Annotated in this window: 23 protein-coding genes; 8 read left to right on the forward strand and 15 right to left on the reverse strand. The window is 66.8% G+C overall.

What is annotated here, in order from left to right; translation table 11 throughout:
- The first annotated feature begins 3 nt into the window (after window positions 1-3).
- Together ACJASC_RS00750 and ACJASC_RS00755 are read left to right on the forward strand one after the other, a co-directional pair.
- A complete protein-coding gene (locus ACJASC_RS00750) occupies window positions 4-3498 on the forward strand; it encodes a DNA translocase FtsK (RefSeq protein ID WP_415142722.1) in 3495 nt (1164 codons plus the stop codon).
- A 215-nt stretch (window positions 3499-3713) separates the two neighbouring features.
- Complete coding sequence (locus ACJASC_RS00755) at window positions 3714-4319, forward strand: LolA family protein (protein WP_021692285.1); 606 nt, start codon at window positions 3714-3716, stop codon at window positions 4317-4319.
- A gap of 86 nt (window positions 4320-4405) precedes the next feature.
- Here the strand turns inward: ACJASC_RS00755 and ACJASC_RS00760 are convergent, their stop codons facing one another.
- From ACJASC_RS00760 to ACJASC_RS00770, 3 genes are all read right to left on the reverse strand, one after another.
- Complete coding sequence (locus tag ACJASC_RS00760) at window positions 4406-4888, reverse strand: cupin domain-containing protein (RefSeq protein WP_415142725.1); 483 nt, start codon at window positions 4886-4888, stop codon at window positions 4406-4408.
- Window positions 4889-5018: 130 nt separating this feature from the next.
- Entirely contained in the window at window positions 5019-5603 is a 585-nt protein-coding gene (locus tag ACJASC_RS00765) for a transglycosylase SLT domain-containing protein (RefSeq protein ID WP_045319546.1), read from the reverse strand.
- A 73-nt stretch (window positions 5604-5676) separates the two neighbouring features.
- Window positions 5677-6561: an AEC family transporter gene (locus tag ACJASC_RS00770; protein WP_415142727.1), complete on the reverse strand. Its 885-nt coding sequence runs from the start codon at window positions 6559-6561 to the stop codon at window positions 5677-5679.
- A gap of 83 nt (window positions 6562-6644) precedes the next feature.
- On the opposite strand from ACJASC_RS00770, the gene hspQ reads away from it, so the two are divergent.
- The 4 genes from hspQ (at window position 6645) to ACJASC_RS00790 (ending at window position 8861) form a co-directional block, all read left to right on the forward strand.
- Window positions 6645-6971: a heat shock protein HspQ gene (gene hspQ, locus ACJASC_RS00775; protein WP_021692281.1), complete on the forward strand. Its 327-nt coding sequence runs from the start codon at window positions 6645-6647 to the stop codon at window positions 6969-6971.
- A gap of 76 nt (window positions 6972-7047) precedes the next feature.
- Complete coding sequence (locus ACJASC_RS00780) at window positions 7048-7527, forward strand: GAF domain-containing protein (RefSeq protein ID WP_415142730.1); 480 nt, start codon at window positions 7048-7050, stop codon at window positions 7525-7527.
- A 70-nt stretch (window positions 7528-7597) separates the two neighbouring features.
- Window positions 7598-8176 (forward strand): helix-turn-helix domain-containing protein, encoded by a 579-nt coding sequence (locus tag ACJASC_RS00785; protein ID WP_045319545.1) that lies wholly within the window; start codon window positions 7598-7600, stop codon window positions 8174-8176.
- A gap of 61 nt (window positions 8177-8237) precedes the next feature.
- Window positions 8238-8861: an RluA family pseudouridine synthase gene (locus ACJASC_RS00790; protein ID WP_200861241.1), complete on the forward strand. Its 624-nt coding sequence runs from the start codon at window positions 8238-8240 to the stop codon at window positions 8859-8861.
- Here the strand turns inward: ACJASC_RS00790 and ACJASC_RS00795 are convergent.
- From ACJASC_RS00795 to ACJASC_RS00805, 3 genes are all read right to left on the reverse strand, one after another.
- Window positions 8858-9451: an alpha/beta hydrolase gene (locus ACJASC_RS00795; RefSeq protein WP_415142732.1), complete on the reverse strand. Its 594-nt coding sequence runs from the start codon at window positions 9449-9451 to the stop codon at window positions 8858-8860. The genes ACJASC_RS00790 and ACJASC_RS00795 overlap by 4 nt on opposite strands.
- On the reverse strand, window positions 9448-10386 hold the full coding sequence (locus ACJASC_RS00800) for a ring-cleaving dioxygenase (RefSeq protein WP_415142734.1): 939 nt from the start codon (window positions 10384-10386) through the stop codon (window positions 9448-9450). The genes ACJASC_RS00795 and ACJASC_RS00800 overlap by 4 nt, the downstream gene beginning before the upstream one ends.
- A 177-nt stretch (window positions 10387-10563) precedes the next feature.
- Window positions 10564-12012, reverse strand: a complete 1449-nt coding sequence (locus tag ACJASC_RS00805; protein ID WP_415142736.1) for an aldehyde dehydrogenase family protein — start codon at window positions 12010-12012, stop codon at window positions 10564-10566.
- Window positions 12013-12129: 117 nt separating this feature from the next.
- Between ACJASC_RS00805 and ACJASC_RS00810 the strand changes: the two genes are divergently transcribed.
- Window positions 12130-12783, forward strand: a complete 654-nt coding sequence (locus ACJASC_RS00810; protein WP_021692274.1) for a peroxiredoxin — start codon at window positions 12130-12132, stop codon at window positions 12781-12783.
- Between the two features lie 49 nt (window positions 12784-12832).
- On the opposite strand, the gene ACJASC_RS00815 is transcribed toward ACJASC_RS00810, so the two are convergent.
- The 9 genes from ACJASC_RS00815 to ACJASC_RS00855 form a co-directional block, all read right to left on the reverse strand.
- The gene (locus ACJASC_RS00815) at window positions 12833-13396 is read right to left on the reverse strand and encodes a L,D-transpeptidase (RefSeq protein WP_415142738.1); all 564 of its coding nucleotides are present in this window, start codon (window positions 13394-13396) and stop codon (window positions 12833-12835) included.
- 132 nt (window positions 13397-13528) lie between these two features.
- Entirely contained in the window at window positions 13529-14170 is a 642-nt protein-coding gene (locus tag ACJASC_RS00820) for a hypothetical protein (RefSeq protein ID WP_415142740.1), read from the reverse strand.
- 178 nt (window positions 14171-14348) lie between these two features.
- Window positions 14349-16481: a polyribonucleotide nucleotidyltransferase gene (gene pnp, locus ACJASC_RS00825; RefSeq protein ID WP_415143047.1), complete on the reverse strand. Its 2133-nt coding sequence runs from the start codon at window positions 16479-16481 to the stop codon at window positions 14349-14351.
- 186 nt (window positions 16482-16667) lie between these two features.
- Window positions 16668-16937 (reverse strand): 30S ribosomal protein S15, encoded by a 270-nt coding sequence (gene rpsO / locus ACJASC_RS00830; RefSeq protein ID WP_045319544.1) that lies wholly within the window; start codon window positions 16935-16937, stop codon window positions 16668-16670.
- A 169-nt stretch (window positions 16938-17106) separates the two neighbouring features.
- Window positions 17107-18075 (reverse strand): calcium-binding protein, encoded by a 969-nt coding sequence (locus tag ACJASC_RS00835; protein ID WP_415142742.1) that lies wholly within the window; start codon window positions 18073-18075, stop codon window positions 17107-17109.
- 90 nt (window positions 18076-18165) lie between these two features.
- The gene (locus tag ACJASC_RS00840) at window positions 18166-18738 is read right to left on the reverse strand and encodes a cob(I)yrinic acid a,c-diamide adenosyltransferase (protein WP_021692267.1); all 573 of its coding nucleotides are present in this window, start codon (window positions 18736-18738) and stop codon (window positions 18166-18168) included.
- Window positions 18738-18941, reverse strand: coding sequence for a twin transmembrane helix small protein (locus ACJASC_RS00845; protein WP_415142745.1), 204 nt, complete (start codon window positions 18939-18941; stop codon window positions 18738-18740). The genes ACJASC_RS00840 and ACJASC_RS00845 overlap by 1 nt, the downstream gene beginning before the upstream one ends.
- A gap of 92 nt (window positions 18942-19033) precedes the next feature.
- Window positions 19034-19864, reverse strand: coding sequence for an SDR family oxidoreductase (locus ACJASC_RS00850; protein WP_415142747.1), 831 nt, complete (start codon window positions 19862-19864; stop codon window positions 19034-19036).
- 90 nt (window positions 19865-19954) lie between these two features.
- Window positions 19955-20458 (reverse strand): SH3 domain-containing protein, encoded by a 504-nt coding sequence (locus ACJASC_RS00855; protein ID WP_415142749.1) that lies wholly within the window; start codon window positions 20456-20458, stop codon window positions 19955-19957.
- 140 nt (window positions 20459-20598) lie between these two features.
- On the opposite strand from ACJASC_RS00855, the gene parC reads away from it, so the two are divergent.
- A complete protein-coding gene (parC, locus tag ACJASC_RS00860; RefSeq protein ID WP_045319542.1) occupies window positions 20599-22926 on the forward strand; it encodes a DNA topoisomerase IV subunit A in 2328 nt (775 codons plus the stop codon).
- Window positions 22927-22962: the final 36 nt, after the last annotated feature.

Genomic DNA, 22962 nt, shown 5'->3' on the forward strand with positions numbered 1-22962 from the left:
GACATGGCGTATCAGACGAGGGGGCGTGAACCCCTGCTCGACAGCAACACCCAGGCGGCGCTGGAAAAGCGCGGCAAGGAGCTGCTCGGACTCGCGCTGATTGCCGTGGGTCTGATCATCGCGATGATGATCGGCTCCTACAGCCCGGATGATCCCAACTGGATGCTGGCTTCCGACGCGCCGGTCCAGAACTGGCTCGGGCGTTTCGGCGCCTCCCTGGCGCAGCCGATCGTGATGATCGTCGGGCGCGGCGCGTGGATGCTGCCGCTGGTGTTCCTCGTCTGGGGCACGCGCCTGGCGCTGCACCGGGGCGAGGAGCGGGCGATGTCGCGGCTAACCTTCGCGCCGATCGTCGTGGCGCTGGCCTCGGTCTTCGCCGCGACGCTGACGCCGCCCGATGGCTGGAGTCACAGCTTCGGCCTCGGTGGCCTGTTCGGCGACACGGTGCTGGGGCTGCTGCTCACCATCCTGCCCTTCGGCGCGGGGTTCGGGGTGAACCTTCTGGCGCTACTTCTCGGGGCGGGCACGCTTGCCGCAGGGGCCTTCGTCACCGGCTTTACCCGCGAGGAGACGCAAGGCTTGTGGCGGCTGCTGCTGCTGGGGCTGGTGCTGGCCTATGCGCTGGGCCTGCGGTTGATGGGGCGCGGCGCCACGGTGTCGATGCGCGCCGCCGAGGTGCTGCGCGGTCGCATCGGCGACGAGATCGAGGCCCGGCGCGAGCAGATGCGCCGCGACGCGGCCGTCGCCGCCGAAGAAGAGGCCGCCGCCCGCGCCGTGCCGGAGCCGAGCCAGACGCAACGCGTCTCGGCGGTGGTGCGCGCGCATGCCGCCAAGCGCATGGCCACCACGAGCGTCGAGCCGGCCCCCATGCCCGCCGCCGGGGGCGACGAGACCGATGGCTGGGACGAGGACGCGTTGATCGAGACGCCGACCGCGCCGCGCATGCCGCCCGCGATCAGCCGCGTGATGCCGCGCGTACAACCTGCGATGTCCTCGCGCGCGCCGGTGCCGCCCCCACCGCCGATAGAGGACTGGGACGCGCAGGACATGCAGGACGAGGTGGCCTTCGAGGCAAAGGCTGCGCCCGCGCGTCGTCTGCCGCCCGCGCCGCCGGGCACGCTCGCCGCGCCGCCGCGTCCGCCGCGCAGCGAGGAGCCCTCGGGCGGGCTGCTGTCGCGCATGCCGCAGCTGCTGCGTCGGAGCGAGCCGCGCGAGATGCCTGCCGCCGAGCCGGTCGAACCGCCGCTGACGACCGCGCCGCGCGCGGGCGATGACGACCGCATCCGCTCGCGCATTTCCGACGCGATCCGCGCGCGCACCGGCCAGACCAGCATGCCGCCGTTCCAGAACGGTCGAATCGAACCGGCGCTGACGCGGGGTCGCGGGCCGCAGCCCCTCGTGATCACCAAAAGCCCGCGCGCTGCCGCGAGCGCGGCGGCGGGGGCGGGTCTCGCCGCGGTGGCCCATGCGATCGGCGCGCCCGCGCGTGCCGCGCAGGCCGCGTCCGCCGCACCCCGCGTGGAGCCGCCGCTGGCGCGCCGCGCGATGGAGCCGGACATGTTCGGCGTCGCACCCGAGCCCGAGGTCGAGCTGTTCGAGGCCGAGGATCACGAGATGCCGCCCGCCGAGGCCATCGTGGAATGGGAGCCGGAGATCGCCGAAGCGGACACGAGCGCCGACCATTGGCCCGAGGCCGACGACAGCGTCGAAGAGGTCACCGTCGATCCCGAGCCAATGCCGGTATCTGCCCCGGTCCCGCGGCGCGCCGTAGAGGCTCCGCTGGCGGCGCGACGCGACCCCGTGGCCCCCGCCGCGACCTCCGGCCTTTCCGCGCACAGGGCTACCCCGGCAGCGCCCGCCGCCGCCGCGCGCCCGATGGGTCCGGCCGCCGAGATCGCCCGCGCCGCGCCGCAGCCCGCCCCCGTTTCGCCGCCGAGCCAGCCCAGCGTGCCACAGGTGGCCTATCCCGATTACGAATACCCGCCGCTGGACCTGTTGATGGACCCCTCGGCCATCGAGCGGCATCACCTGCCGGACGCGCAGCTCGAAGAGAACGCGCGCATGCTCGAAAGCGTGCTCGATGATTACGGCGTCAAGGGCGAGATCGTCTCGGTCCGCCCCGGCCCGGTGGTCACCATGTACGAGCTCGAGCCCGCGCCGGGCCTCAAGGCCTCCCGCGTCATCGGTCTTGCCGACGACATCGCGCGGTCGATGTCGGCGCTCTCGGCGCGGGTCTCGACCGTGCCGGGCCGCTCGGTGATCGGGATCGAACTGCCCAATGCCAAGCGGGAGATGGTGGCGCTGCGCGAGATCCTGACGGCGCGAGACTATGGCGACAACCAGATGAAGCTGCCGCTGGCGCTGGGCAAGGATATCGGTGGTGAGCCGGTGATCGCCAACCTCGCCAAGATGCCGCACCTCCTGATCGCAGGCACCACCGGTTCGGGCAAGTCTGTGGCGATCAACACGATGATCCTGTCGCTCCTCTACAAGCTTTCGCCCGAGGAATGCCGCCTCATCATGATCGACCCCAAGATGCTGGAACTCAGCGTCTATGATGGCATCCCGCACCTGCTTTCGCCCGTGGTGACCGACCCCAAGAAGGCCGTCGTCGCCCTGAAATGGGTCGTGGGCGAGATGGAGGAACGCTATCGCAAGATGTCGAAGATGGGCGTGCGCAACATCGACGGCTACAACGGCCGGGTGAAGGACGCGCTGTCCAAAGGCGAGATGTTCTCACGCACAGTGCAGACCGGCTTCGACGAGGAGACGGGCGATCCGATCTTCGAGACCGACGAGTTCCAGCCCGAGGTGCTGCCCTATATCGTCGTCATCGTCGACGAGATGGCCGACCTGATGATGGTCGCGGGCAAGGAGATCGAGGCCTGCATCCAGCGTCTCGCGCAGATGGCGCGGGCATCCGGCATCCACCTCATCATGGCGACGCAGCGGCCTTCGGTCGACGTCATCACCGGCACGATCAAGGCCAACTTCCCGACCCGGATCTCCTTCTCGGTCACCTCCAAGATCGACAGCCGCACCATCTTGGGCGAACAGGGCGCCGAACAGCTTCTGGGCATGGGCGACATGCTCTACATGGCCGGCGGCTCCAAGATCACCCGCGTCCATGGGCCGTTCTGCTCGGACGAGGAGGTCGAGGAGATCGTGACCTACCTCAAGGGGTTTGGTCCGCCCGACTATGTCGGCGGCGTGGTCGAAGGCCCCGACGAGGACAAGAGTTCGGACATCGACGCAGTGCTGGGCCTCGCGGGCGGCGGCTCCTCGACCGGGGGCGGCGACAGCGAGGACGCGCTCTACGATCAAGCGGTGCAGATCGTCGCGCGCGACCGCAAATGCTCGACCTCCTACATCCAGCGCAAGCTCGCCATCGGCTACAACAAGGCCGCGAGACTGGTGGAGCAGATGGAGGATCAGGGCGTGGTCTCGGCCGCGAACCATGTCGGCAAGCGCGAGGTGCTGGTGCCCGAAGCGCACTGACATCGGCGCGAGCCCCCCGTGGTCGGTTGGCATATACATACATATCAATCAGTTAAGCCCCCTACCCCGCCGGGTGGGGGGCTTTTTCATGGGCCGGTCATCGGCTGGCGGGGCGCGCGATATCGCCTAGCGGCGGACATTCGGGCAGACCGCTCCTATATCGAAGTCCAAGACGCCCCGCAGTTCGGGGCCACGACATGAAGGACCACGAGAGAATGACCATGATCCGACGCAGCTTTCTCGCCTCTCTCGCCGCCGCCTCGCTGGCGGTCGCCGCCGGGCCCGCTTTCGCGCGCCAGCTCTCGCTGGGGGAGGTCTCAAGCTACCTCAACCAGCTCCAGTCCGCGAGCTCGGGCTTTACCCAGATCAACGGCGACGGCTCGATCCAGACCGGCACGATGTACATCAAGCGCCCGGGCCGGATCCGCTTTGAGTATCAGGGCGATCGCTCCATGATGATCGCCGGCGGCGGTCAGGTGGCGGTGTTCGACGCCCGCTCCAATGCCGGGCCCGAGCGCTACCCGCTCAACCAGACGCCGCTCAACATCATCCTCGAGCGCAACGTCGATCTCGGCCGTGCGGGCATGGTGACGGGGCACACCTCCGACGGCACCAAGACCACGGTGACGGCGCAGGACCCCGCGCATCCCGACTATGGCTCGATCCAGATGGTGTTCACCTCCGACCCGGTCGAGCTGCGCCAGTGGATCGTCACCGACAATGCGGGCCAGAAGACCACCGTGGTGCTCAACGACCTGAAACCGGGGGCGGGGATCTCGGATTCGAAGTTCAACATCCGCTCCGAAATGTCGAAGTGGTGATCGTCTCTCCGGCATGAATCGAAAAAAAAGGGGCCACCGACGGCATGCCGGTGGCCCATCTTCTTTCTGCCATGCGCTCGATTGCGCTACTGGTTCCGCGGATCGTCGGCTGGGTCGAGATAGCTGACCTCGAACGGTCCCTCGCCGTGGATCTGGATCACCGTTTCGCCCTGCGCCTCGGCCCTGTGCGGGTGGTCCGCCGGGATCATGATGTACCCGCCCATGGCGATCTCCTGTGGCTCGGCGCTGGCGGGATCCTCGCCATGCGTGAAGATGATGGTGCCCGAGATCACGGTCACGTTCTCTGCCGTCGGATGGGTGTGGGGCGGCACCGCGTAGCCATCGGGAAAGCGCAGACGCACAACGAAATCCCCGGCTTCCATCGGGTTGCCGCTCAGGACCGCAAGCTCGGCTCCCTCGGGGAGGGTGGGCGGAGCCGCGCCCCATTCCATCGTCTCGGGTGGCATCGGCTGGGCCATGTCGTCCTGCGACAATGCGGAGGTGGCGCCCAAGGCCACGAGCAGGGCAAGAGCGATGCCGCTGCATTCACGAAAAAGCTGTCGGGACATGTCGGGATACTCCCTACTGTCGGCCGCGTCGGCCGGGCCAGAAGGATGCGCCGCCTCGGCCCGGTTGCACAGCTGATCGTTGGGGCTAGGGCCATCATGAAAAGGGCGGCCCGAAGACCGCCCCTGCACCTCAGCGCTTGCCGCAGGCGCGCAGCTGGCTGTCGTAGAGCAGGGTCCGGCGCGCCAGCGCGTCGGAGACGTTGATCAGCCAGCCCTTGGATTTCCACGTGCCGCGTCGATAGCCCGCGCGACCGTCGTGATAGGCGAGATACTGGTTGCGCGTGTCATAGAGCGGGATGCCCAGCTCGCGCGTGGTGCCGGTCATGTACCAGCCCATGAAGTTGGTCGCGTGACCGATATCGTCGCGCTTGTGGCGGAAGCCGCCTTCCTGCTCCATGTACTCGTCCCACGTGCCGTCGAGTGCCTGACTGTAGCCATAGGCCGAGGATTGACGGCCCACCGGGATCACGCCGAGCTTCCACTGGAACGGCGTGCGCGCGTTGCCGATGAACTTGCTCTCCTGGTAGATGATCGCCATCTGCACCGGGACCGGCACGCCCCATTTGCGCTCGGTCGCCTTGAAGGCGCGGAGATAGTCGGGATGCTGGCGCACGATGCTGCAGGCGTCGTCCAACTCGCGCGGCGCGGCGAAATCGCGCGGCCCGCAACCGGCCAGGACGGCCAACAGAATCATGGCGCGAAAGAGTCTGCTCATCTGCCCCTCGCAAGCGTTCGTTTTTTTTGGAGCCTAGCCGATGCCGGCGGGGGGCGAAACAGGGGAGGCGGCCTCACGCGATCACGATTGCCAGTATGAGCGGCAAAGCGATCACGGAGAGCAGGGTCGAGGTGACCACGAGCCCGGCCACCGCCTGCGCATCCGAGCCATATTTCTCGGCCAGCAGATAGGACGTGACGGCCACCGGGGTCGAGATCTGGAGTATCAGCACCGCGAAGGCCACCGATGGCAGGCCGAACCACAGCCCCAGCCCCACCGCGACGCTGGCGCATAGCGCGATCTTGGCGGCCGAGAGCCCGGTCGAGAGCGCGAGCGTGCCGGGCCGCAGGCGCGCCACCGCTACGCCAAGCGTGATCAGCATCAGGGGAATCGCCATCTGGCCGGTCAGTTCCAGCGTGTTGGTGACGACCCGCGGCGTCTGCCAACCCTGCCACAGGAACAACGCGCCCAGCACCGTGCCCCAGACCAGCGGCTCGCGCAGCACCCGGCCCAGCGATCCGCGCCCCGCCACCAACCAGATCCCGAAGGTGAAGGAACCGATCGCCATCACCGCGAAGACCACCACCGCATAGCCCAGACCTTCCTGTCCAAAGGCGAAGAGCGCCAGAGGCAGGCCGACATTACCGGTGTTGCCGAAGATCAGCGGCGCCAGATAGGTCGGCACGTCGAGCTTCAGGATCATTACCAGCGCGGCGAAGAGCGCCGCAAGCACCGCATAGCTCGCGAAAGCGGCGAGCGAGAGCGTGGCCAGCGCCGAAGGGTCGATCTCGGTCTGCATCAGCGCCACGAAGATCAGGCAGGGCACCGATATGGTCATCGCCATGCGGCTGACGAAAGGCACGTCATAGGCCAGCCCCAGCCGGACCCAGACGAAACCGATCAGGGCGAGAGCGAAGACCGGCGCGGTGATCTCCAGCACTGTCAGGATCAGGTTCACGGACTGTTTCTCCCCTACTTGACCACCTCGCATGGACCTGTGAGGGGCTTTGTGGGTAATACTGGTGGAAAGGACGGTCTGCCATGCTGAAGTCGCGCGCGAAATATTCCTTGGGGCAGGTGGTACGCCATCGCAAGCACCCGTTCCGCGGCGTCGTGTTCGACGTGGACGCGATCTTTTCCAATTCCGAAGAATGGTACCTTGCGATCCCCGAGGACAGCCGTCCCGCCAAGGGTCAGCCTTTCTACCATCTGCTCGCCGAGAATGCGCAAAGCTACTACGTGGCTTATGTGAGCGAGCAGAACCTCGTGGCCGATTTTTCGGGCGAGCCGGTCGACCACCCGGATCTCGACGATCTGTTCGGACCGTTCGAGGACGGTCACTATCCGCTTCAGGTCGATCTCAATTGAACCTATACGTCCGATAGGTTGCGCGGCACGATCCCGTCGGTGCAGTGTTCTGTATTGACGAGATGCGGAGCCAGACATGACGATGACTATGCCATTCGAAGAATTGCGCGACCGTATCCTTGCGCTGACCGAAGGCGAAACTGACGAGATCGCCCTCATGGCGACGGTCGCTTGCGAGCTGCATCATGCCGATGACCGCTTTGACTGGACCGGCTTCTACCGGGTGACCGAACCCGGACTACTCAAGATCGGTCCCTATCAAGGCGGACATGGGTGCCTGACCATCCCGTTCGAGCGGGGGGTCTGCGGCGCTGCCGCGCGCAGCGGCACGACGCAGATCGTGGCGGATGTCGATGCCTTTCCCGGCCATATCGCTTGCGCCGCCTCCACCCGATCCGAGCTGGTGATTCCGCTTAGAAACGGGACGGGAGAGGTGTTTGCCGTGCTCGACCTCGATAGCGACCAGCCCGGTGCCTTCGATGAGCGGGATGCCGCGCGACTTGAACAGTTGCTGACGACCGTGTTTTCCCGACGAAATTCGTTCACGGAGTCGTGAAATGGTTTGCCATTACACAACCTTTGCGCGAGTATACGTTCGTGGCCTGTATTAAAGAGCAGGTCCTTTAATGAGTAACGCTTCGCCACAGCTTGGCAGTTTAGGGCAGGACCTGCGCCGGTTACGGATCTCGCGGGGCCTGAGGATCGCGGATCTCGCGCCCCTCGTTCACCGCTCCACCGGCTGGATCAGCCAGGTGGAGCGGGATCGCTCCCAGCCCAGCTACTCGGACTTGGCGGCATTCGCGCGGGCCTTTGAGATACCGATTTCCGAATTGTTCCGGCACAGCACGCAGACCGACGCGGAGGAGCATGACGTGCTGCGCCGCGAGCAGCGCCGCGAGATCACGCCCGACAGTACCGGCGCGCTCGACGACCTGCTGGTGCCGGTGATGGGCGGAATCGAATTCTATCGCAGTCATTTGCTGGCCCATTCCGCTTCCGAGCTTCCCGCACGGAGTGGTCGGCTCGAGATGGGAACCGTTCTGGAAGGGGCGTTCGAAATCTGGATCGGCGGACGGCACCATGTGGTCGAGGCAGGCGACAGTTTCTGGTGCCGAGGCGAAACGCTGTCGTGGCTCAATCCGCATGACACCCCTTGCGTGATGATCTGGGTGGTGGCACCGCTGCCGCATGACTCCGACGCCTGACACCCCGCCAGATCCCGACCCGGACCGCGCACCCGATCTCGGCACCGCCTATGACCCGCCGATGGATCCGCTTGAGGTGATCCATGAGGATCACGAGGTGCTGATCGTCTGCAAACCGGCGGGGCTTCTCTCCGTGCCGGGCAAGGGCGATCACCTTTCCGATTGCCTGCTGGCCCGTGTGCAGGAGGCTTATCCGATGGCGCTTTTGGTGCATCGGCTCGACCGCGACACCTCGGGCGTCATGGTCTTTGCGCTGACGCCGCACGCCCAGCGCCATCTCGGGCTGCAATTCGAGAAACGCCAGACCAAAAAGACTTATATTGCCCGGGTGCAGGGGCGGCTCGAACCCGCGACCGGCACCGTCGACCTTCCCCTGATCGTCGATTGGCCGAACCGGCCGCGCCAGATGGTGGATCACGAAAACGGGCGGCAGGCGGTGACCGACTGGCGCGTGATGCGCGCGACGGAAATTGAGAGCCGGGTGCGGCTCAGTCCCAAGACCGGGCGCAGCCACCAGTTGCGCGTGCACATGCTGGCGCTGGGACACCCGATCCTGGGCGATCCGTTCTATGCGCAAGGGGAGGCGCGGGATCACCCGCGCCTGATGCTGCATTCCGAGACGCTGCAATTTCGCCATCCCGATGGCGGGCGCGGCATGCGCTTTACCGCCAAGGCGCCGTTCTAGGCGAAAAAGGCCTTGAGCGCGTCGACCTCCATGGGCCGGATCTCGTGGCCGCCGGGGTGCCAGGCTTGGGTGACACTCGCACCCTGCGCCTCCAGATAGGTAAGGAAGCTCCGCGTCTGCGGCTCGGGACAGATCGGGTCGCGCTCGCCCGCGGTGACGAGTATGCGGCGGCCCTTCAGGCCCGGCTGCGGCGCCGGGTCCCATGGGATAAGCGGGTGGAGCAGCATTATTTCTCCGAAGAGGTCGGGCCGCTCCAGCGCCATGGCGGCGAGGATGTTCGCGCCGTTGGAGTAGCCGAGACCAACGACGCGCCTTGCACCTGTGCGGGCGATCTCGGCCTCGACAAAGCGGATCAGCTCGTCGCGCCGCCGCGCGAGGTCATCCATGTCGTAGACGCCTTCGCCGGTGCGGCGGAAGTAGCGCAGCGCGCCGCCCTCGTTCACCTCGCCGCGCGGCGAGACGACATGCGCGCCCCGGATCAGCTGGGTGCCGAGGCGGTGGAACTGGTGCTCGTCGCCCCCGGTGCCATGGAAGGTGAACACCAGGGGCGCGCCCGGCTGCCCTTGGGTGCGGGCGGCATGGTAGCTCATGCGCCGTCGCCCAAAGGCTCTAAGCGGCGCTCGATGTCGGCGCGCAGATGCTCGTGCTGCGATGGCAGTTTCAACGCCTTGCCCAGATGCGCGCGCTCCTCGTCGCGGTCGAATCCCGGCTCGTTTGTCGCCACCTCGAACAGCACGCCGCCGGGGCTGCGAAAATAGATGGCATGGAAATAGTCACGGTCGATCTGCGGCGTGGTGGGCCAGCCGTTCTCGGCCAGCATTCGGGCCACTTCGGCCTGCGCCGCGCGGTTCTCGACGGCAAAGGCGATGTGGTGCACCGAGCCCGCGCCCTGCGCCGCGCGTGGGGCCGCCGGATCGACCCGGATGTCGATGCGGTGCGCCGGGTTGCCGCCCGCGATCTCGTAGCGGGTCAGCGCGCCATCGGACTGCGCCTCGCGATAGCCCATGAACTGCAACAGCTCGACCGTCGCAGCCTTGTCGCGCAAAAGCATCTCGACCGAGTGAAAGCCGCGGATCGCGATATCCCGCGCCACGCCACCGCCGGTCCATGGCGCGCGGTCATCGCCTTTGGTCTCGACGAGAGCCAGCCGCTCGCCATCCGGCCCATCGAACAGCAGGCGCTGCGCGCCGAAGGCGGTGTCGCGAGTTACGCCATTGACATGGCGCTCTCGCAGGCGGCTCTCCCACGCATCGGCTGCCCCTTCGGGGATCGCAAAGGTCGTGATCGCCACCTCGCCCGCACCGCGACGGCCCCGGCCGGCATGGGGAAAGGGAAAATAGGTCATCACCGTACCTGGCGTGCCGATCTCGTCGGCGTAATAGAGATGATAGACGTCGGGCGCGTCGAAATTGACCGTTTTCTTGACCCGGCGCAGGCCAAGCGTGTCGGTAAAGAAGGCGTTGTTGGCGCGGGCCCCCGACGCCATCGAGGTGACGTGGTGAAGGCCCCGGATCTGGGTCAGCATGGCTTGGCTCCTTTGGTGTCGGGCCTAAGATAGCGCGGCTGCGCCCGATCACTATTCCCGCTGCGAGCGCGGAGAGGGTGCAAGGCCGCACAGCCTTGGGGATCGCGCCCCGCGAACACCGGTCGTTCCGTATATGGGAGAGAGAAGGGGCACGCTCGGGCACGTCCCCTCTCGCGTTCATTCGGCGGCGTCGAGGCCCCAACCGGAGATCGCCTTCACTTCGAGGAACTCCTCGATGCCCCAGATGCCGCCCTCGCGCGCGCGGCCTGATTGCCCCACGCCGCCGAAGGGCGCGCCCGCGCCGCGCGATTTCCCGTTCATCTCGACCATGCCCGCATGCAGCGCCAGAGCCAGTCGGTTGCGCCGCGCCGGATCGGCGGACTGGACATAGTTGGTCAGACCATAAGGCGTGTCGTTGGCGATCTCGATCGCCTGCGCCTCGTCTTCGAAGGGCATGATCGACAGCACGGGGCCGAAGATCTCCTCGCGCGCGACGGTCATCTCGGGGGTCACGTCGGCAAAGACCGTGGGCCGCACGAAGAAACCGCGGTTGACGCCTTCGGGCAGGCCGGGGCCGCCGACGACGAGGCGCGCGCCCTCCTTGATGCCGGTCTCGATCAGGCCTTGCACCTTGTCCCACTGCGCCTTGTTGACCAGCGGGCCGATATGGCGACCGGGCTGGCTCGCCGCGCCCACGGCGGTCTCCTGCGCGGTGCGGCCCGCGACCTCCACCGCCGTCTCGTAGAACGACCGCTCGACCAGCATCCGGGTGGGCGCATTGCACGATTGGCCTGTGTTCTGCATGCAGTGCCGCACGCCGCGCACCACTGCCTCCTCCCCCGCATCGGCGAAGATCAGGTTGGCCCCCTTGCCCCCGAGCTCCAGCGTCACCCGCTTGAGCGTTTCGGCGGCGGCCTTGGAGATCGCGCGACCGGCGCGGGTCGAGCCGGTGAAGGAGATCATCTGCACGTCCTCGTGGGTCGACAGCTGCGTGCCGACGCCCGCGCCGTCGCCGTTGACGAGGTTGAACACTCCCGGCGGCACGCCTGCCGCATCGAGCATCTCGGCGAAGACGATCGACGACAGCGGCGCCTCCTCGGACGGCTTGAGCACCACGGTGCAGCCTGCGAGCAGCGCCGGGATTACCTTGAGCGTGACCTGGTTCATCGGCCAGTTCCACGGGGTGATCAGCCCGACCACACCGATCGGTTCGAGCGAGATCATCGTGTCGGGCGCGTGACTGCCCAAGGGGCGCAGCCATTCGATTTCGTCAAAGGCGCGCAGGAAGTTCTTGAGGTGCCAGGGCAGGGATGTCGCCTGGTTGGAGCGGGCGAAGTCGATCGGTGCGCCCATCTCGAGGCTCATCGCCTGCGCGAGATCCTCCTCGCGCGCCTCGTATTGCACGAGGATACGCTCGACCAGGGCGCGGCGTTCGGCGGGCGGCGTCGCGCGCCAGCCGGGACCCGCGCGCTTGGCGGCGGCGACGGCGGCGTCGGTGTCGGCCCCGCCGCCCAGCGAGATCACGGCGCAGGCCTCCTCGGTCGAGGGATCGATGACGGCGCAGTCGCGTGCCGCCGCGGGCGCGCGCCACTGGCCGTTAATGTAGAAGTCGCGTTTCTCGATCATGGGAACTCCTCCGTATCGCCGCGCAGAGTGTCACCGCCCCACTCGGCCCGCAAGCTATGGCGAGCGGGGGCGAGGCTTCCTATGTAGGCTGGGTAAACAGTGAAACCGGAGGCGAACATGGCCCTGCGCATCAACGACGACATCCCGAACCTCACCGTGACCACGGATCAGGGCAGCTTCGCGCTGCACGACTGGATCGGCGACGATTGGGCGATCATCTTCAGCCACCCAAAGGATTTCACCCCCGTCTGCACCACCGAATTCGGCGCTGTCGCCCGGCTCGACGCCGAGTGGAAGAAGCGCGGCACCAAGGTGCTCGGCGTTTCCGTCGATGGCGTGGAAGAGCATGTCCGCTGGAAGCGCGACATCGAGACCGCCGGCGGCGCCGCGCCGCAATTCCCGATCGTCGCGGATGACGGTCTGGAGATTTCCAAGGCCTTCGACATGCTGCCCGCCGAAGCCTATCTTCCCGATGGCCGCACCCCGAACGACAGCGCAACCGTGCGCGCGGTCTTCATCATTGGCCCCGACAAGAAACTCAAGCTGTCGATGACCTACCCGATGACGGTGGGGCGCAACTTCGGCGAGGTGCTGCGCGCGCTCGACGCATTGCAGCTTTCGACCGGCAAGGGCGTGGCGACGCCCGCCGACTGGCAGGTCGGTCAGGACGTGGTGATCCCGGCCACGCTTTCGGACGACGACGCCAAGGCCAAGTTCGGCGAGTTCAAGACCGTGCTGCCCTATCTGCGGATGACCAAGGCGCCGCAGTAGGCCACCCGGACCACCAAGGGCGCCCATCGCGGGCGCCCTTGTCGTGTTGTCAGGCCACGACCACGGTCGTGCCGACCGGCACCCGGGTATAGAGGTCCTCGACATGCTCGTTGATGAGACGCACGCAGCCCGAGGAGAACTTGCGACCCATGGTCCATGGCTGCGGCGTGCCATGGATGCGGTAGTAGGTGTCGCGACCGTTCTGGTAGAGATAGAGCGCGCGCGAGCCCAAGGGGTTGCGCGCGTGTCCGCCCGGCAGCCCGCCGGAATAGGGGCCGTAAACCGCGGGCTCGCGGCGGATCATGTTGGCCGTCGGGGTCCATGACGGCCATTCGGCCTTGCGCGCCACCTGCGCCGTGCCCGCGAAATTGCGCCCCGCTGCGCCAAGCGCCACCACATAGCGGATCGCCCGGCCATCGCCCAAGGTCCAGTAGAGCTTGTTCTGGGCGATGCGTACATGAACCTGCCCGGCGGGCAGCGCCTCGTTCACGTTGATTTCGGTGGGAAGCCACTCTCGTGGAATGGTGACCACGCGGGGAGGGGCTGCCAGCACCGGGCCGGTCGTCACCGTCGCGGCCGCGGCCGCAAGAACGCCTCGTCTCGTCAGTTTCATGCCTGCTCCTGTTCGGGCTCTTCGACCCGTTCCGCCTCTCGACGCGATCATTTAACACTGATTCGCTTCTACACGGTTAATGCAAAGGGGCAGCCCGATCGGACCGCCCCCAAGTCATGCCTCGTCGAAGGCTCAGAAACGGTAGGACACGCCCAGCGCAAGCCAAGGATAGGCCTTCACCGCTGACAGGTTGTCTTCGAGCTGCTGCGCCTCGATCTCCAGATCCCGCATCGGCACGTTTTCGCCATCGACATCGACATTGATGCCGCCGACCACGATCGCGCCGATCTCGGCATCGAAGGCCCAGCCGCGACCGAACCGCTTCTCGTAGCCCACCGCGAGCATGGGAGCGACGTTGTTCTCGAAGGTGAGCTCGGTCTCGATCGAGGCGTTGCTGTATTCGTTGTCGCCCACCTCGATGGTCTCGGCCCCGGTGGCCCGCGCCGCGCCCACGATGTCGGTGTTGCTGAAGAACAGGCCGCCCGACAGGCGCAGGCCGGTCTGGTTGGGATAGTAGTCCGCAAGCGCCGCGATGCCGCCGACCGACAGGTCGATGTCGTAATCCACGTCATCGCCTTCCTCGGAAAAGCTCTGACCCGGAATGCCGGTGAGCAGGCCGCGCGCGCGCAGCGTCGGCATCGCCTCGTAGCTGGCGGAGGCGTAGCCCCCCAAGGTCGAGATGCCGAAGCCGACGGCGGCGCCGTCGATGTCCTGAGCGGAGGCGGAGCCCGCGAGGAGGAGAAGGGCGCCGCTCAGGGTGAGGGGACGAAACATGTGGGGTAGATCCTTGTGGTTTGAAAGCTCGCCCTTCTGGTCCGGCGGGGCGAGGCGGTTCAACCGAAAGGGGTGTCATCCCGAAATGGTCACAATTTCGTGTGTCATCTGTGCCGCTTTGATCCGGCACGAAAAAAGGGGCCCGAAGGCCCCTTTCCCGATCTTGTATGCGTCAGGCTCACTCGGCCTGCGCGTCTTCCTTGGCTTCCTCGCCAGTCTCCTGGTTCACGACCTTCATCGACAGGCGCACCTTGCCGCGATCGTCGAAGCCCAGAAGCTTGACCCAGACTTCCTGGCCTTCCTTGAGCACATCCGAGGGATGGTTCAGGCGGCGGTTCTCGATCTGGGAAACGTGCACGAGGCCGTCGCGCTTGCCGAAGAAGTTCACGAAGGCGCCGAAGTCCACGAGCTTCACGACCGTACCCTTGTAGACCTTGCCCTCTTCGGGCTCGGCCACGATCGAGTAGATCATGTCATAGGCCTTCTGGATCGCCTCGCCATTGGCCGAGGCGATCTTGATCACGCCGTCATCGTTGATGTCGACCTTGGCGCCCGAAACCTCGACGATCTCGCGGATCACCTTGCCGCCCGAGCCGATCACTTCGCGGATCTTGTCGGTCGGGATCTGCATCGTCTCGATGCGCGGCGCGTGAACCGAGAAGTCCGCCGCGCCCGAGAGTGCCTTGTTCATCTCGCCCAGGATGTGCAGACGACCGGTCTTGGCCTGCGCCAGCGCCTTTTTCATGATCTCGGGCGTGATGCCCGCGACCTTGATGTCCATCTGAAGCGAGGTGATGCCGGCCTCGGTGCCGGCGACCTTGAAGTCCATGTCGCCCAGGTGATCCTCGTCGCCGAGGATGTCGGTCAGCACCGCGTAGGAGCCGTCCTCTTCAAGCACGAGGCCCATCGCCACACCGGCCACGGCCGATTTCAGCGGCACGCCCGCATCCATCATCGCCAGAGAGCCGCCGCAGACCGACGCCATCGAGGACGAGCCGTTCGATTCGGTGATCTCAGACACCAGGCGGATGGTGTAGGGGAAGTCGGTCGCGGCGGGCAGGACCGCCTGCAGCGCGCGCCATGCCAGCTTGCCATGGCCGATCTCGCGACGGCCCGGCCCGCTGACGCGGCCCACTTCGCCCACCGAGTAGGGGGGGAAGTTGTAGTGCAGCAGGAAGTTGGATTTGAAGTTGCCGTGCAGCGCGTCGATGAACTGCTCGTCATCGCCGGTGCCGAGCGTGGTCACGACCAGCGCCTGCGTCTCACCGCGGGTGAACAGCGCCGAGCCATGGGTGCGCGGAAGCAGGCCGGTCTCGGCCACGATGTCACGCACCGTGTCGAGGTTGCGACCGTCGATGCGGTTGCCCTTCTTCACGACGTCGCCGCGCAGCACCGAGGATTCGAGCTTCTTGAAGGCGGAGCCGAGGTTCGCGTCCTCAAGCTGTTCTTCGGAAAGCTGGGCCTTGATGTCGTCGCGCGCCTTGGCGACGGCGGTGGTGCGCTCTTGCTTGTCGGTGATGGCGAAGGCGGCGCGCATCTTGTCCTCACCGGCGGATTTCACGGCCTCATAGAGCGCCGAGTAATCCGGGGGGGTGAAGTCGAAGGGCTCCTTGGCGCATTCTTCGGCCAGATCGATGATCAGGTCGATGACGGGCTGGATCTGCTCATGGGCGAAGGTCACGGCGCCGAGCATCTCTTCCTCGGTCAGCTCGTAGGCCTCGGACTCGACCATCATGACCGCGTCCTTGGTGCCCGCGACGATCAGGTCGAGGCGCTGCTCGGGGTTCGAGCGCAGGTTCTGCATGTCGTCGACGGTCGGGTTCAGCACGTATTCGCCGTCGACGAAGCCGACGCGGGCACCGGCGATCGGGCCCATGAAGGGCGCGCCCGAGATCGTCAGCGCGGCGGAGGCCGCGATCATCGCGACGACGTCGGGGTCGTTGACGAGGTCATGGCTGAGAACGGTGCACATCACGAGCACTTCGTTCTTGAAGCCGGGGACGAAAAGCGGGCGGATCGGGCGGTCGATCAGGCGCGCGGTCAGCGTCTCCTTCTCGGTCGGACGCGCCTCGCGCTTGAAGAAGCCGCCCGGGATCTTGCCGGCGGCGTAGTATTTTTCCTGGTAGTGGACGGTCAGGGGGAAGAAGTCCTGACCCGGCTTCGGCGCCTTGGCGAAGGTGACGTTGGCCATCACGCTGGTTTCGCCCAGCGTTGCGATGACCGAGCCGTCGGCCTGGCGCGCGACCTTGCCGGATTCCAGCGTCAGCGTCTCTTCGCCCCACTGGATCGATTTTTTCACGTCGTGAAACATCGTCTTTTCCATTCTGGCCCGACCTTCGGGCCCTTGTGCCCCCCTAATGCGTGAACAGTCCCTGGGGGCGGGTTGCGGAGGGGCCGGATGCCCCTGGCTCTCGAAGTGTCCGTGGCGCGGGTCGAGCCCGGTCCGCGCCATCCCGGATAGCAAAGGGACCGCACCCGAGGGCGCGGTCCCGAAACCTTAGCGGCGGATGCCGAGGCGGCCGATCAGGGCCTGGTAACGCTCGACGTCCTTGTTCTTCACGTAGTCGAGAAGCTTGCGGCGACGGGCGACCATCTTGAGAAGGCCACGGCGACCGTGGTTGTCCTTCTTGTGGGTCTTGAAGTGCTCGGTCAGGGTCGCGATGCGCGAGGTCAGGATCGCGACCTGCACCTCGGGCGAACCGGTGTCGCCTTCCTTGGTGGCGAATTCGCTGACGACCTTGGCCTTGTCTTCCACGGTGATCGACATCGGGGTCTCCTTTTCGGGATGAGGGTGATGGCGCAAGCCGGGATGTCGTCCAGCAGGGCCCATGGAGCACCGTCTCCATATAGGGAGGCGGATGCGTGCCCATAGGGGAAATCGCCCAAAAAGGAAAGCGGAATGCTGCATCCAACCGGGGTGTCAGTCGTCAGACCGCCTATTCGGTCAGAAGCACGACCGCGCCCTCGTCAAGCCTGCTCAGACCGTCGAGCCGGGCCAGCGCCACGCCGTCGGCGCGCAGCAAGAGCCCCTCGGGAACCGTCTCGACCGTCAGCTCGGGCGCGGGGCCTTGCGGATGCAGCACCATGATCTGGTCCTGCGTGACATCGAAATCGGCGATCACCGCCGCTTCGCCTGCCTCGGCGCTGCGCAGCGCGAAAAGATCGCCCGCCATGCCGCCATGCGCCATGTCGCCCGCGCCGATATGGATCTCGTCCACGCCGTCACCGCCGTTGAGCCAATCACCCGCCCCGTCGCCCGTGCCGACCAGACGGTCATCACCGGCGCCGCCATGCAGCACGTCGCGGCCGGCCCCGCCGTCGAGCCTGTCATCGCCCAGATCGCCCGACAGCGCGTCGTCGCCCGCAGACCCCCAGAGCGCGTCGGCCCCGTCGCCCCCCTGAAGCCTGTCGTTGCCAGCACCGCCCTGGATCACGTCGTCGCCGACATGACCCCACAGCCGGTCGTCGCCGTCGCCGCCCCACAAGGTGTCGCCGCCGCGCCCGCCATGCATCTCGTCATCCTGCGCGCCACCATGGGCCCGGTCGTCGCCGTCGCGCAGATCGACGTGATCGGTGCCCGCACCGGCCCGCACGTCGTCCTCGTCCTCGCTGCCGAAGATCACGTCCGGCATGTCAGTGCCCATTTCGGAAAGACGCTGCGGCGGGGCGGAGGGGGTTGATGCGGTGCGGGATGCGTTGGTCGCGGCGCTGTCGCGGGGGAGGTCGGCGGGCTCACCGTCGGAACCTTCGTCGTTCCCGTATCCAAGCGCCGTGTCGAGAGGGACGGTCTTTCCTGCCTGCGACTCATCGTCCTCGGGCAGGCCGGGCTCGGTTCCCAGCACGTCGGGAGGCAGCAGCGCCGCCCCGGCCAAGGCAAGTCCGAGCAGTCCGAAAAGGGCGATCATGGTGGTCTCCGCGGCGAGGGCGAAGATCCGTGTAGCACGGTCGTGCCCCGATGCGGCGCGAAACCGGGGCGCAGGGTTAATCCCAGAAGGTCAGCGGTTGGCGCCGGGTTGCCACAGCACGTCGGCGCGGCCACCGTCATTGGCAACGCGGGAGGCCACGAAGAACCAGTCCGAAAGGCGGTTGAGATAGCGCGTCGCATCGGCGTTCACCGGTTCGGCCCAGCCCAGCGCCACAGCCAGACGTTCGGCCCGGCGCGATACGGTGCGGCACAGGTGCAGATGCGCAGCCAGCGCCGACCCGCCCGGCAGCACGAAGCTGCGCAGCGGCTCCAGATCGGCGTTCATCGCGTCGATCTCGCGCTCCAGCCGGTCGGTCTGGGCCGCGACCATGCGCAGCACCGGATGCTTGGCTTCGGCGTCGCGAGAGGGGTCGGGGCGGCACAGATCGGCGCCCAGATCGAACAGATCGTTCTGGATCCGGCCCAGAGCCGCGTCCATCTCGGCGGTCGCGTGCAGCCGCGCGAGGCCGATCGCGGCGTTGGTCTCGTCAACCGTGCCATATGCCTCGACCCGCAGGTCGTCCTTGGCGACGCGGCTGCCGTCCCCGAGGGCGGTGTCGCCCTTGTCGCCGGTGCGCGTGTAGATGCGGTTCAGCACGACCATCAGCTTGCCCCCCGCAGGAAGACGTAGAGCAGGATCAGAAGCACCGCCACGAACTGCGCGCCGATGCGCCAGCGCATGATGCGGTTGGCGTGCTTGCGGTTGAAATCGCCGCCCTTGCCGAAGGTGCCGATCCCGAACATCAGGATACCGGCAACGATCAGGACGGCGAGGATGACAAGAACGAGGAGCGGGTCTTGCAGCATGGCGGGCCTTTCGAGGTTCTCTCACCATCTAGGGGGCGTGGCGGTCAAAACAAAGCGGGCGCGGTGTCGCGGGCCTTCTTGTTTCGGTTCCGTCAGCCCCGGGCCACGACCCAATCGAGGGCGCGCGTGGACAGGAGCCGCCGCAGCGTGCCCGACAGGTAGGTGGGCGTGGTGACGTAGTAGCGCGGGCGCGGGCGCTTGGCCTCCAGCGCATGAACGAGCTTTTCGGCCACGGCCTCGGGCGGCAGCTCGAACCGGTCCGGGCCGCGTTCCTCGTAGAGCCGGTGCAGGAGGCCTTCGTATTCGTCGCGCCGGGCCGAGTTCCTCCAATCCACCCACCGCTCGAAATGCAGGATCGAATTGGCGCGAATCCGCGAGGTGACGGGGCCGGGCTCGATCAGGCTGACATGAATGCCGCTGCCCGCCATCTCGAGCCGCAGCACGTCCGACAGCCCCTCCAGCGCGAACTTGGTCGCGACATAGGCGCCGCGCCATTTCACCCCGACCAGCCCCAGCACCGAAGAGCAGTTGACGATCCGCCCATGGCCCTGCGCCCGCATCACCGGGATCGCGCGGGTCGTCAGGTCGTGCCAGCCGAACAGGTTGGTCTCGAAGATCTCGCGCAGCGCCTCGCGCGGCAGATCCTCGACCGCCCCGGGGCAGGCGAAGGCCCCGTTGTTGTAAAGTGCGTCGAGCCGCCCACCGGTGGCTTCGAGCACCTGATCCAGCCCCGAGGCCACGCTGTCAGGGTCGGCGTAATCGAGGCGCGGCGCCTCGAACCCCTCGTCGCGCAGCCGGGCGCAATCCTCCTGGGCACGGCAGGAGGCGAAAACGCGCCAGCCGCGGTCGCGCATATGGCGGGCCGCGGTCAGGCCGATGCCCGAGGACGAGCCGGTAACGAGCAGGGAGCGGGATGTGTCCATGACCTGACACATGGCGGGAGATGCAGCGCCCCGCAACGAAAAAGGCGCCCCGAATCGGAGCGCCCTTCAGGGGGTCGGCAAGAGCGGGCCTCAGCCCTCGATCGGGGCCAGCAGACGCTCGGACATCCAGCCGGTCTCGCCGGTGGAGGTGATTTCGATCCGGGCCCAGCCGCCGGCGCTCTCGATCAGCTTGGCTTCGGTGCCGCGCGGCAGCGTGTCGAGCACGGCATGACCGGTGCCGGGGCCTTGGCGCATGTTGACCCAGTCACCGGTAATCTGGCGCAGGTCGATGTCATCGGCTTGAGCCACGGCCAGGGTGGCGGCGGGTGTCTCGGTAGCGGCGGGTTCCGGCGACCTCGGCATGAAGGAGGCAGAGATCAACTCGACATTCTCGGGGAATTCACGCATCGCGGTGACGGGAATGCCGGACTCGGCACGCGCGATGTCGTTGCTGGCGATCGTCTCAGAAGAGGGGGTGCTCGCCTGCACCGCGCCGATCATCGTCTGCGGCTGGAACTCGGCACCGCCGGACATTTCATAGTAGCCCACGCCAAGAAGGAGAAAGGTGGCACCGATACCAAAAACATGCTTCATGACGACCTCTTGTTCTGCTCATCGCGCCGCCTTGGGCGGTCACCGTGGCGTGACCTGCGTGGCGGCGCGGGATCTCGCTGACCCGTTGCTCACCTAACCGCGACTTTACGCCGATGGTTCCCGCCGATAGAGAGCTTTTCATGCCTGACCCCCTTGACGACGCCCTCCCCGCCACCTCCGCACAGGGCGTGGCGGACCTGACGGAACCGCTGCGCCGCGCCCTTGGCGAGCGCTATCTGAGCTACGCGCTCTCCACGATCATGAACCGCGCGCTGCCCGATGCGCGCGACGGTCTCAAGCCCGTACACCGCCGGATTCTCTTTGCCATGCGCGAGCTCAAGCTCTCGTCGACGGGCGGTTTCCGCAAGTCGGCCAAGATCTCGGGCGATGTGATGGGCAACTATCACCCGCATGGCGACGCCGCGATCTACGACGCGATGGCCCGCCTCGCGCAAGATTTCGCGGTGCGCTACCCGCTCGTGGACGGGCAGGGCAATTTCGGCAACATCGACGGCGACAACCCGGCCGCCGCGCGCTACACCGAGGCCCGCCTGACGGCGGCCGCCGAGGCGCTGATGGCGGGGCTAACCGAGAACGCGGTCGATTTCCGCCCGAACTACGACGGCACGCTCGAAGAGCCTGTCGTGATGCCCGCCGCCTTCCCGAACCTGTTGGCCAACGGCTCGTCCGGCATCGCGGTCGGCATGGCGACGAACATTCCGCCGCACAACCTGCACGAGCTGGTCGAAGCCTGCCTGTACATGATCAAGACGCCGGGCGTGTCCGACGAGAAGCTTGTCGATCTCGTGCCGGGGCCGGATTTCCCAACGGGCGGGGTACTGGTCGAGCCGCGCGAGAACATCCTCGCGGCCTATCGCACTGGGCGCGGCAGCTTTCGGCTGCGCGCCCGCTGGGAAATCGAGGAGCTGGGCCGCGGCCAGTGGCAGGTGGTGGTCACCGAGATCCCCTATCAGGTGCAGAAGTCCAAGCTGATCGAGCGGCTGGCCGAACTGATCCAGACTCGCAAGATCCCGCTTCTGGCGGATGTGCGTGACGAGAGCGCCGAGGATGTGCGCATCGTGCTGGAGCCGCGCGCCAAGACGGTCGAGCCCGAGATGCTGATGGGGATGCTGTTCAAGAACAGCGACCTCGAGATCCGCTTCGGTCTCAACATGAACGTGCTGATCGACGGGTTGACGCCCAAGGTCTGCTCGCTGCGCGAAGTGCTGCGCGCCTTTCTCGATCACCGCCGCGAAGTGCTCACGCGGCGCTCGCAGCACCGGCTGGAAAAGATCGACCACCGGCTCGAGGTGCTCGAGGGCTTCATCACCGCCTTTCTCAACCTCGACCGCGTGATCGACATCATTCGCTACGACGATCAGCCGAAAGCCGCGCTGATGGCCGAGGACTGGGACCGCGACCACGTGCGTGCGGTCAGCGAGCGCGACTACCGCTCCCCCCTGAGCGAAAGCCTCGGTGGCGGCGGGCTGACCGAGGTGCAGGCCGAGGCGATCCTCAACATGCGGCTCAGGAGCTTGCGCCGCCTCGAAGAGCTGGAACTGCTCAAGGAGCAGGATGCGCTGATGCAGGAGCGGGCCGGGCTCGAGGACCTGCTGGCCTCCGAGGATCTGCAGTGGAAGTCGATCGCCGAGCAGCTGCGCGAGACCCGCAAGCTGATGGGGCATTCGGCCCCAGGCGGCCAGCGCCGCACCGGTTTCGCCGAAGGCACCGAGATCCCCGACGTGCCGATCGAGGCGATGATCGAGCGCGAGCCGATCACCATCGTCTGTTCCGAGATGGGCTGGATTCGCGCGATGAAGGGCCATATCGCGCTCGACAGCGAGCTGAAGTTCAAGGATGGCGACAAGGGCCGCTTCATCCTGCACGCCGAGACCACCGACCGGCTTCTGGTGTTCGGCTCGAACGGGCGCTTCTACACCGTGTCCGCCACCAACCTGCCCGGTGGGCGCGGCATGGGCGAACCGCTGCGCCTGATGGTCGACCTGCCCAACGAGGCGCAGATCGTGGCGCTGCATCTCTACCGCCCCGAGCGGCGGCTTCTGGTGGCGTCCTCGGCCGGTGACGGTTTTATCGTCAACGAGGACGAGGTGCTGGCGCAGACGCGGAGCGGCAAGCAGGTACTCAACGTCAAGGACGAGGTGGTGGCCCGGATCTGCAAGCCTGTGACCGGCGACGCGGTGGCGGTGGTGGGCGACAACCGCAAGGTGCTCGTCTTCCCGCTCGACGAGCTGCCCGAAATGACCCGTGGCAAGGGCGTGCGGCTGCAGAAATACAAGGATGGCGGGCTGTCGGATGCCACCACCTTCGTGATGGAGGCCGGGCTGGCATGGAAGGACCCGGCGGGTCGGACCCGGACCGAAGCCGACCTCGCCGACTGGACCGCCAAGCGGGCCACGGCGGGGCGCATGGCACCGCGCGGCTTCCCGCGCGACAACATGTTCAATTGACGCAAAAGGTCCTCCCGCACCGGGAGGGCCTTTTGG

The sequence above is a fragment of the Limimaricola cinnabarinus genome, from assembly GCF_047631075.1.
Classification (GTDB): domain Bacteria; phylum Pseudomonadota; class Alphaproteobacteria; order Rhodobacterales; family Rhodobacteraceae; genus Limimaricola; species Limimaricola cinnabarinus.

Excerpts from the sequence above, each read along its gene's own strand:
- ACJASC_RS00750 (WP_415142722.1), top strand. The coding sequence starts at position 4 with ATGGCGTATCAGACGAGGGGGCGTGAACCCCTGCTCGACAGCAACACC.
- ACJASC_RS00755 (WP_021692285.1), top strand. The coding sequence starts at position 3,714 with ATGACCATGATCCGACGCAGCTTTCTCGCCTCTCTCGCCGCCGCCTCG.
- ACJASC_RS00760 (WP_415142725.1), bottom strand. The coding sequence starts at position 4,888 with ATGTCCCGACAGCTTTTTCGTGAATGCAGCGGCATCGCTCTTGCCCTG.
- ACJASC_RS00765 (WP_045319546.1), bottom strand. The coding sequence starts at position 5,603 with ATGAGCAGACTCTTTCGCGCCATGATTCTGTTGGCCGTCCTGGCCGGT.
- hspQ (WP_021692281.1), top strand. The coding sequence starts at position 6,645 with ATGCTGAAGTCGCGCGCGAAATATTCCTTGGGGCAGGTGGTACGCCAT.
- ACJASC_RS00780 (WP_415142730.1), top strand. The coding sequence starts at position 7,048 with ATGACGATGACTATGCCATTCGAAGAATTGCGCGACCGTATCCTTGCG.
- ACJASC_RS00785 (WP_045319545.1), top strand. The coding sequence starts at position 7,598 with ATGAGTAACGCTTCGCCACAGCTTGGCAGTTTAGGGCAGGACCTGCGC.
- ACJASC_RS00790 (WP_200861241.1), top strand. The coding sequence starts at position 8,238 with ATGGATCCGCTTGAGGTGATCCATGAGGATCACGAGGTGCTGATCGTC.
- ACJASC_RS00795 (WP_415142732.1), bottom strand. The coding sequence starts at position 9,451 with ATGAGCTACCATGCCGCCCGCACCCAAGGGCAGCCGGGCGCGCCCCTG.
- ACJASC_RS00800 (WP_415142734.1), bottom strand. The coding sequence starts at position 10,386 with ATGCTGACCCAGATCCGGGGCCTTCACCACGTCACCTCGATGGCGTCG.
- ACJASC_RS00805 (WP_415142736.1), bottom strand. The coding sequence starts at position 12,012 with ATGATCGAGAAACGCGACTTCTACATTAACGGCCAGTGGCGCGCGCCC.
- ACJASC_RS00810 (WP_021692274.1), top strand. The coding sequence starts at position 12,130 with ATGGCCCTGCGCATCAACGACGACATCCCGAACCTCACCGTGACCACG.
- ACJASC_RS00815 (WP_415142738.1), bottom strand. The coding sequence starts at position 13,396 with ATGAAACTGACGAGACGAGGCGTTCTTGCGGCCGCGGCCGCGACGGTG.
- ACJASC_RS00820 (WP_415142740.1), bottom strand. The coding sequence starts at position 14,170 with ATGTTTCGTCCCCTCACCCTGAGCGGCGCCCTTCTCCTCCTCGCGGGC.
- pnp (WP_415143047.1), bottom strand. The coding sequence starts at position 16,481 with ATGTTTCACGACGTGAAAAAATCGATCCAGTGGGGCGAAGAGACGCTG.
- rpsO (WP_045319544.1), bottom strand. The coding sequence starts at position 16,937 with ATGTCGATCACCGTGGAAGACAAGGCCAAGGTCGTCAGCGAATTCGCC.
- ACJASC_RS00835 (WP_415142742.1), bottom strand. The coding sequence starts at position 18,075 with ATGATCGCCCTTTTCGGACTGCTCGGACTTGCCTTGGCCGGGGCGGCG.
- ACJASC_RS00840 (WP_021692267.1), bottom strand. The coding sequence starts at position 18,738 with ATGGTCGTGCTGAACCGCATCTACACGCGCACCGGCGACAAGGGCGAC.
- ACJASC_RS00845 (WP_415142745.1), bottom strand. The coding sequence starts at position 18,941 with ATGCTGCAAGACCCGCTCCTCGTTCTTGTCATCCTCGCCGTCCTGATC.
- ACJASC_RS00850 (WP_415142747.1), bottom strand. The coding sequence starts at position 19,864 with ATGGACACATCCCGCTCCCTGCTCGTTACCGGCTCGTCCTCGGGCATC.
- ACJASC_RS00855 (WP_415142749.1), bottom strand. The coding sequence starts at position 20,458 with ATGAAGCATGTTTTTGGTATCGGTGCCACCTTTCTCCTTCTTGGCGTG.
- parC (WP_045319542.1), top strand. The coding sequence starts at position 20,599 with ATGCCTGACCCCCTTGACGACGCCCTCCCCGCCACCTCCGCACAGGGC.